Consider the following 8429-nt stretch of genomic DNA (forward strand, 5'->3'; position numbering starts at 1 on the left):
CCGCCGAGGGCCGAAAGGCCCTCGGAACCCGGCTTTTCGGGGCGGGCAAGCCGCGCGGCCGGCGCCAAAGGCCGGGAAGCCGAACGTCATCGCGAAAAAAAATGCGCGGGAGGCAATGCCCCCCGCGCATCATGTCGCATCGACGCCGAAGGGCGCCGGATGGATCAGGCCGCCTCGCTCTCCGCCCGGCGCGCGTGCTTCTTGCGCTCATGCGGGTCGAGGTAGCGCTTGCGCAGCCGCACCGCGCTCGGCGTCACTTCCACCAGCTCGTCGTCCTCGATGTAGGCGATCGCCTGTTCGAGGCTCATGCGCCGCGGCGGAATCAGCAGCAGCGCCTCATCCTTGCCGGCGGCGCGGATGTTGGTGAGCTTCTTTTCCTTGATCGGATTCACGTCGAGGTCGTTGTCGCGCGAATTCTCGCCCAGGATCAGCCCGACATAGACCTTGTCGCCCGGGTTCACGAACAGCGTGCCGCGTTCCTGCAGGTAGAACAGCGCGTACTGGATCGCCTCCCCGTCGGCGTTGCTGATCAGCGAGCCGTTGCGCCGGCCCTCGATCGGCCCGGCCCAGGGCCGGTAGCCGAGGAAGAGGCGGTTCATCATCCCCGTGCCGCGCGTGTCGGTCAGGAATTCGCCGTGGTAGCCGATCAGGCCGCGGGAGGGGATGTGGAAGGTCAGCCGGATCTTGCCGCCGCCCGAGGGCCGCATGTCCTGCATCTGGCCCTTGCGGAGCGACATCTTCTCGACGACGACGCCCGAATAGGTCTCGTCGACGTCGATCAGGCATTCCTCGAAGGGTTCCTCGCGCTCGCCCGTCTCGGGGTTGTCGCGGGTGAGGACGCGCGGGCGGCCGATGGTCAGCTCGAAGCCCTCGCGGCGCATCTGCTCGATCAGAACGCCGAGCTGGAGCTCGCCGCGGCCGGCCACCTCGAAGGCGTCCACTTCCTCGGACACCTTCACCTTGATGGCGACGTTGCCCTCGGTTTCCTTCATCAGGCGGTCGCGGATCTGGCGCGAGGTGACCTTCTTGCCCTCACGCCCGCCGAGCGGGCCGTCATTGATGCGGAAGGTCATGGCGAGCGTCGGCGGGTCGACCGGGATGGCGTGCAGCGGCGCCGTCACCTCGGGCGATGCGATGGTGTCGGGGATCGTCGCGTCCGACAGGCCGGCGATGGCGATGATGTCGCCCGCGCGCACTTCCTCGACCGGCACGCGCTCGAGGCCCGAGAAGGTCATCAGCTTCGTCAGGCGGCCGGATTCGACCACCGTGCCGTCCTGGCGCAGCACGCGCACCGGCATGTTCAGCCGCGCGACGCCCTGCGCCACGCGCCCGGTCAGGATGCGGCCAAGGAAGTTGTCCGATTCCAGGATCGACGCGTTCATCGCGAAGGGAGCGTCGAAATCGACCTGCGGCGCCGGCACATGCGACAGGACCAGGTCGAACAGCGCGGACAGGTCCTTGCGCGGCCCTTCCAGCGTCGTGTCCGCCCAGCCCTGCCGGCCCGAGGCGAACAGCGTGTGGAAGTCGAGCTGCTCGTCCGACGCGCCGAGCGCGGCAAAGAGGTCGAAGACCTCGTCATGCACCTCGTGCGCGCGGGCGTCCTGGCGGTCGACCTTGTTGATCACGACGATCGGCTTGAGCCCGCGCGCGAGCGCCTTGGTCAGCACGAACTTCGTCTGCGGCAGCGGGCCCTCGGCCGCGTCGCACAGCACGATCGCGCCGTCCACCATGGACAGGATGCGCTCGACCTCGCCGCCGAAATCGGCGTGGCCGGGCGTGTCCACGATGTTGATCTTCACGCCCTTCCATTCCACGGCGGTGGACTTCGCCAGGATGGTGATGCCGCGCTCGCGCTCGAGGTCGTTGCGGTCCAGCGCGCGCTCGGCCACCTGCTGGTTGGCGCGGAAGGCGCCGGCCTGCTTCAGCAGCTGGTCAACGAGGGTGGTCTTGCCGTGGTCGACGTGCGCGATGATCGCGACGTTACGGATATCTGCGGCGCTCATCGCGCACTCCTGTCCGAGGTCGCCACAGGCACGGCCGCACCCCGGCCCCGGTCGTGGGCGAGCGGCGCGGCCTTCCTCGGGCGTTTTCTTGATGCGGCGCACACATAGGCGCTGCCCGCGCGAAAGGCGAGGGAAAAAGCGGCGTCGCGACTCGGGCGCGACTCGGGCGGTCGGTGCGGACGGAGCGCGAACGCCCTTGTGCCCGCCCCCGCATGCCCACCACAAGCCATTGATTTCGCGCCGCTTTCCGAATCGGGCCGCGGGAGTCAGCGATTCGTTCGCGCGACTCGGACCAAGTCCTTGATTCGGAATGGGGTGGCTCGGCGCGAATCGGCGCCGGGAATCACCTTCTGTTCCAGTCGGCGCTTCAGGCTGGCCGGCGGGCCAGCAGCCAGGCCAGCGCGGCCAGCAGCACCGCGGCGGCCGCCAGCGAAATGCCGAGCCCGACCGTCGCCCCGCCCAGCCCGAACAGCGGCGGCCCGAGCGACTGGCCGGAGAAGAAGGAGAAGGCATGGAGCGAGACGGCGCTGCCGCGCGCCTGCGGGGCGAGTTCCGTCGCCCGCGTCTGGATCGCGTTGTGGATCATGTAGAAGGCGGTGCCGAGCAGGAAGCCGGCGCCGATCATCACCGAGAGCGCCGGCGCCAGGGCGAAGCCCGCGAGCGCGAGGAAGCCGAGTCCGCCGCCCATGCGCACCACACCCGCCTGGCCGAAGCGGTTCAGCAGCGGCCGCGCCATCGCCGCATAGGCCAGCCCGCCGATGCCGAAGGCGCCGATCGCGAGCCCCGCCTCGGCCGTGCCGCCGATGCCGCGCGCGATCATCAGCGGCGCGATGAAGGGGAAGGATCCGAAGACAAGCGCCCCTTCCACCGCCACGGTGGCATAGAGCGGCAGCGCGTTCGGGTTCGCCAGCACCCCGCGATAGCGCCTGGCCGCCACCACCGGGTCGTAGCGCGTGCGGGCTTCCGGCGCGGCGCCCCGCGCGGCGAGCAGCAGCGCGACAAGCCCCGCCACGGCCGACAGCGCGCAGAGCACGAGCATGCCGCGCCATCCGGCGATGGCCGCGACCGGCCCGGCGATGGCGCCGCCCGCGATCTGGCCCGAGATGCCGAAGACCAGGATGCGCGACAGCGCCACCTGCCGGTCCTTGAGCGGCACCGCATCGCCCATGATGGCGAGCGTCAGCGGCATCATGCCCCCCGCCGCGGCGCCGGAGGCCGCGCGGAAGGCCATCAGCCAGCCCAGCGAGGCGGCGAGCGCGCAGAACAGCAGCATCGCCGCCAGCAGCGCGACGCAGATCGTCACGATCCGCCGCTTGCCCACGGAATCCGCGACCGGCCCGAGGATCGGCTGCACCAGCGCGAAGGGCAGGGTGTAGGCGGTGCCGAGCAGCGCCGCCTGCGCCGCGGTCGTGCCGAAATCGAAGGCGATCTCGGCGACGACGGGGTCGGTCGCGCGGGTGGCGAGCGCGCCGGCGAAGACCGCCGGGCCGTACATGGCGAGCACGCGGCGCATCCGCGCCCGGCTCTCGGCATCCTCGTCGGCGGCGGTCATCCGGCCCATGCTGCGCCGCGGCAGGCGGCGCGGCAAGGCGCGGCGCGGTCAGGGCGCGCGCATCGGCGCCGGCCCGTCGCGTTCCGCCGCGGCGATCATGGCCGCCGCATCCTCCTCCAGCAGGAAGCGCTGCGCGACCAGCCGAGACGTCGCCTGGCGCACGGCGCCGACATAGGCCTCCCGCGTCGGGTAGCGTTCCTCGAGCGAGGGGCGCGGGTCGCCGGCGCGTTCCCGGTCGGCGCGCGTCGCGGCGAAGGGGAAGGCGCTGCCCTGCAGGTTGCAGAAGCCGCCGCCGCCGAAGCGGTCGCGGTAGTAGTTCCATCCCGTCAGCGTGGCGCGCGGCACCTGCACGCCGACGGACCGGATGCCGCCCAGGTCGTTGCCGTCCGCATCCACCTGGGGGACCAGCAGCGTGTATTCGCGCGGGCCTTCCGGCGGCGGTTCGTTGGCGATGACGCCGGTCAGGTCGGCCGCGTTGTAGCCCGGCCCGTGGTCCAGCACGCGCAGCGGGTTGGTGGTGCGCCGGAACACCGCGCCGGGGATGGAGGGGAAGCGCACCTGGTCCGGCCGCACCAGCGTGCCGTCGGCGATGCGCGGATGGGCCGATGGCGGCGGTAGCCGGTCGCGCTGCGTCCAGTCGGTCAGCGCCACCAGCAGGGCGCGCATCGTGTGCAGGTGGGTGTTGGGGTTGGACGGGTTCTCGCACAGCGTGGCCGCGGGCAGGCGCGTCGGGTGAATGTCGGCGCCGGTCGAATGCTGCGTGCTCGCCAGGATGTAGGTGCGGACATTGGCGGGCTCGGGCAGGTCGCGTTCCCCGAGCGGGTCGGTGAAGCCGAGGCTCTGCCGCCCCTCCCAGATCTCTAGCGCCGTCGCGGCATGGACGATGCGCGGGCAGGTCGCCGTCGCCTCGCAGCGGTCGAGCACGGATTGCGTCCGGCCGGTGATCGGGTCCGTCACGCGGGTATAGGCGAAGGGAAAGTCGTAGGCGGGATAGAGGTGGTCGATCTGTTCCCCCCATGCGCGGCCGGGATGGGCGAAGCGGATGTTCATGGCCGCCAGGCCGCCGCCGATATGCGGCAGCATCCCGTCATAGGCGCGGCGCCCCGCCTCGTCCCGGTTGAAGCCGAGATGGAGGAACAGGCGCAGGTTGCGCCCGGACTGGCTGGTGCCGTGGATCAGCGTCGCCATGCCCTCGCGGAAGATCGGGTTCGGCCGGCCGGAATCGTCCATGCGCGCGTGGCGCATGAAGGCGGGCAGGTCGCGCATCGCCGCGTAGCCGAGGCCGAGCACGAGCGGATCCTTCGCGCGATAGATCAGTTCATAGAGCCGCCCCGGCTGGAACCCGCCCTCGAGGCAGATATGCGTGTCCGAGGGCGTGGCCGCCTGGCCGGCGGGGCATTGCGCGAAGGACCAGCGCGCGGCGGGGATCTCCTCCCGCGCATCGGCTTCCCGCGTGCGGACCGTCAGGCGCGGGACGAAGCCGTCGGCGAAGGGCGCGCGGTGGTCGCGCGAAGCGGTCGGATAGGCGGCATGCGTCTGCTGCGTGAAGTTGCCGGAGGACAGCAGCACGAAGGGCGCGGCGGCGGGCACGACGATCTCGCTGCGCACGGTGCCGGTCACCGGGCTGCCGTCGTGGTGGCGCGCGACGGGCACGCTCATGCGCACGCGGTCGCCGCCCGCCAGCAGGTCCGGCTGCCAGCCGAAGAAGACGAGCGTATAGCCCTGGCGCATCAGGAAGCCGTCGCCGGCATCCGTGTTGTCGACGCGCGTCGCGCCATTGTACAGGCGCAGCAGCACGCGGTTGCCGCGGTTGACGATGTCGAACAGCAGCGCGCCGTTGCCGCGCGCCGGATCGGCGGGGCGGAGGATGTCGATCTCCGTCTCGTATTCCACCATGCCGCGCGCGTTGCGCGGCGCGAGCGCGATGTCCTGGATGATGGCGTTGCCGGGGTGCGTCGGGTCGACCTCCCCGAAGGCGCGGCCGCGCAGCCTTTCGTAGGCGCCCGCGGCGCCGAAGGCCTGGCCGCCGAAGGCGGGCGCCGTCTCGGTGATCTCGACGCGGGTGATGCGCGCCTCGGCGGCGGCGATGCAGGCGAACAGCAGCGCGAGCGCCGCGAGGGCGCGCGGGATCAGGCGCATGTTTCCTCCGTTCGGGCGCATGCCGGCCCGGTCGGGAAACAGAGTGGCGGCGCATCGCCCCGCCACGCAACGGGGGGCGTCAGAAGGCCGCGGCCACCAGGGAGAACTGGCAGTCGCAGGGCAGTGCCGCGACGAAGCGGCGCAGGGCGGACAGCCGGGGCGGGTCCTCCGGCTCGTCCTCGTAGAATTCGTCGATCAGCGCGTTGAGCTCGTCGGGGGAGACCAGCGCGCACCAGCAGGCCGCGTCGGTCTGCCGCCCGACCAGCACGCCGCGGGCGATGCGCTCGACGACCTCGGCGAAGATGTCGCGGCGGGAGGGCGGGAAGATCGGGCTGATGCGGTAGGGCGGCGCGTCCAGCGCATCCGCCCGGCCGCGCACCAGCGGCGCGACCAGGTCCGGCCCGCCGATGTAGACATCCCTGTACCGGTGGCCGCGCCCGACCATCGCCCCTCCCCGCGCGCCTCAGCCGACGCGGTTGTCGATCAGTTCCTGCACCACCGCCGGGTCGGCTAGGGTGGAGGTGTCGCCGAGCCCTTCGGTCTCGTTCGCCGCGATCTTGCGGAGGATGCGGCGCATGATCTTGCCCGAGCGTGTCTTGGGCAGGCCCGGGGCCCATTGGATGGCGTCCGGTGTGGCGATCGGCCCGATCTCCTTGCGCACCCAGGCCACGAGTTCCTTTCGCAGGACCTCGGTCGCCTCGATGCCGGCCTTGAGCGTGACGTAGGCGTAGATGCCCTGGCCCTTGATCTCGTGCGGCATGCCGACGACGGCGGCTTCCGCCACCGCCGGGTGGGCGACCAGCGCGCTTTCGACTTCCGCCGTGCCCATGCGGTGGCCAGCGACGTTGATCACGTCGTCCACGCGGCCGGTGATCCAGTAGTAGCCGTCGGCGTCGCGGCGCGCGCCGTCGCCCGTGAAGTACATGCCCTTGAAGGTCGAGAAGTAGGTCTGGATGAAGCGCGCATGGTCGCCATAGACCGTGCGCATCTGCCCCGGCCAGCTATCGGTGATGACGAGGTTGCCCTCGGTCGCGCCGTCCAGGATGTGGCCCTCGTTGTCCACCAGCGCGGGCTTCACGCCCGGCAGCGGCAGGGTGGCCGAGCCCGGCTTCTGGGCGACCGCGCCCGGCAGCGGGGAGATCAGGATGCCGCCCGTCTCGGTCTGCCACCAGGTGTCCACGATCGGGCAGCGGCTGTCGCCGACCACGCGGTAGTACCAGAGCCAGGCTTCCGGATTGATCGGCTCGCCCACCGAGCCGAGGATGCGCAGGCTCGAGCGGTCGTGCTTCTTCACAGGCGCCTCGCCGTCGCGCATCAGGGCGCGGATCGCGGTCGGCGCGGTGTAGAAGATGTTGACCTTGTGCTTGGCGCAGACCTGCCAGAAGCGACCGTTGTCGGGCCAGGAGGGCACGCCCTCGAACATCAGCGTGGTCGCGCCGTTCGCGAGCGGGCCGTAGACGATGTAGGTGTGCCCCGTCACCCAGCCGACATCGGCGGTGCACCAGTAGATCTCGCCGTCGCGGTAGTCGAAGACGTTCTCATGCGTGAAGGACGCCCAGACCATGTAGCCGCCGGTCGTGTGCAGCACGCCCTTGGGCTTCCCGGTCGAGCCGCTGGTGTAGAGGATGAACAGCGGATCCTCGGCGTTCATCGGCTCGGGCTCGCAGGTCGTGCCCTCGCCGGCCGTGATCGCCTCCCACCAATGGTCGCGGCCTTCCATCATCTCGACCGCGCCGCCGGTGTTCTTCGCGACGATGACGTGGCGGATCGACGGGCAGGTCAGCAGCGCGTCGTCGGCATTGGCCTTGAGCGGGACGCGGCGCCCGCCGCGGCGGCCTTCATCGGCCGTGATCAGCAGCGTGCACTCGGAATCCTGGATGCGGGAGGCGAGGCTGTCGGGCGAGAAGCCGCCGAAGACGATCGAATGCACCGCGCCGACGCGGGCGCAGGCCAGCATCGCGACCGCGGCTTCCACGATCATCGGCAGGTAGATGCAGACGCGGTCGCCCTTCTTCACGCCGAGCCGGCGCATCGCGTTGGCGAGCTTGCAGACCCGCGCGTGCAGTTCGCGATAGGTGACCTTCGCGTCGCTGTTCGGGTCATCCCCTTCCCAGACGATCGCCACCTGGTCGCCGCGCGTGGCGAGATGCCGGTCGAGGCAGGAGACGGAGGCGTTCAGCACGCCGTCCTCGAACCACTTGATCGAGACGTTGCCCGAGGTCGCGCCGAAATCGACGTCCTTGATCTTCGTCGGCGCCTTCATCCAGGCGATGCGGCCCATCTCGGCGCGCCAGAAGGCGTCCGGGTCGCTGGCCGCGGCGGCGACCATGGCTTCGCGCCTGGCGGCGTCGATGCGCGCCTTCGCGGCGATCTCCGGCTTCACGGCGATGATCTCGTCTGCCATTGGGCGGCCTCCCTCGTCCTACCTTCTCTGGCGAGGGATTTGCGGCACCGATTTGATCCAGGTCAATGTCCGCCGCCGATGGACATGTCTTCGCGTTCATTTTGCCGCGCGAACGCGTGACCCCGCCCGGCGGGGGCCGGGCGGGGCTTTGCGGAACGGGATGGGATCAGTCGCAGTCTCAGTTGGTGCGCGGGGCCGCCGGCGTGGTCGCGGGGGCCTGGCTGCGCTGGTCAGCGCGCGGCGCGGGCGTCGCCGCCTGCGGCGCGGCGGGGGTCGCCGGGCGCTGCGGCGCCGCGACGGTCGCACCGCCGGGGTTCGCCGGCGTCGCCGG

Annotated in this window: 5 protein-coding genes; all 5 read right to left on the reverse strand. The window is 71.2% G+C overall.

From position 1 onward, the window contains the following. Positions 1–164: 164 nt before the first annotated feature. The 5 genes from typA to acs all read right to left on the reverse strand — a co-directional run bounded on the left by typA (position 165) and on the right by acs (position 8098). Positions 165–2003 (reverse strand): translational GTPase TypA, encoded by a 1839-nt coding sequence (gene typA / locus J5Y09_RS22895; protein WP_209354180.1) that lies wholly within the window; start codon positions 2001–2003, stop codon positions 165–167. A gap of 367 nt (positions 2004–2370) precedes the next feature. Further along, positions 2371–3555 (reverse strand): MFS transporter, encoded by a 1185-nt coding sequence (locus tag J5Y09_RS22900; RefSeq protein WP_245217348.1) that lies wholly within the window; start codon positions 3553–3555, stop codon positions 2371–2373. Positions 3556–3603: 48 nt separating this feature from the next. Continuing rightward, entirely contained in the window at positions 3604–5694 is a 2091-nt protein-coding gene (locus J5Y09_RS22905; protein WP_209354182.1) for an alpha/beta hydrolase domain-containing protein, read from the reverse strand. Between the two features lie 79 nt (positions 5695–5773). Further along, positions 5774–6139 (reverse strand): hypothetical protein, encoded by a 366-nt coding sequence (locus tag J5Y09_RS22910; RefSeq protein ID WP_209354183.1) that lies wholly within the window; start codon positions 6137–6139, stop codon positions 5774–5776. Between the two features lie 18 nt (positions 6140–6157). Beyond that, a complete protein-coding gene (gene acs, locus J5Y09_RS22915; protein ID WP_209354184.1) occupies positions 6158–8098 on the reverse strand; it encodes an acetate--CoA ligase in 1941 nt (646 codons plus the stop codon). Positions 8099–8429: the final 331 nt, after the last annotated feature.

This window comes from Roseomonas nitratireducens (assembly GCF_017813355.1).
Taxonomy (GTDB): Bacteria; Pseudomonadota; Alphaproteobacteria; order Acetobacterales; family Acetobacteraceae; genus Neoroseomonas; species Neoroseomonas nitratireducens.

Excerpts from the sequence above, each read along its gene's own strand:
- J5Y09_RS22900 (WP_245217348.1), bottom strand. The coding sequence starts at position 3,555 with ATGACCGCCGCCGACGAGGATGCCGAGAGCCGGGCGCGGATGCGCCGC.
- J5Y09_RS22905 (WP_209354182.1), bottom strand. The coding sequence starts at position 5,694 with ATGCGCCTGATCCCGCGCGCCCTCGCGGCGCTCGCGCTGCTGTTCGCC.
- typA (WP_209354180.1), bottom strand. The coding sequence starts at position 2,003 with ATGAGCGCCGCAGATATCCGTAACGTCGCGATCATCGCGCACGTCGAC.
- acs (WP_209354184.1), bottom strand. The coding sequence starts at position 8,098 with ATGGCAGACGAGATCATCGCCGTGAAGCCGGAGATCGCCGCGAAGGCG.
- J5Y09_RS22910 (WP_209354183.1), bottom strand. The coding sequence starts at position 6,139 with ATGGTCGGGCGCGGCCACCGGTACAGGGATGTCTACATCGGCGGGCCG.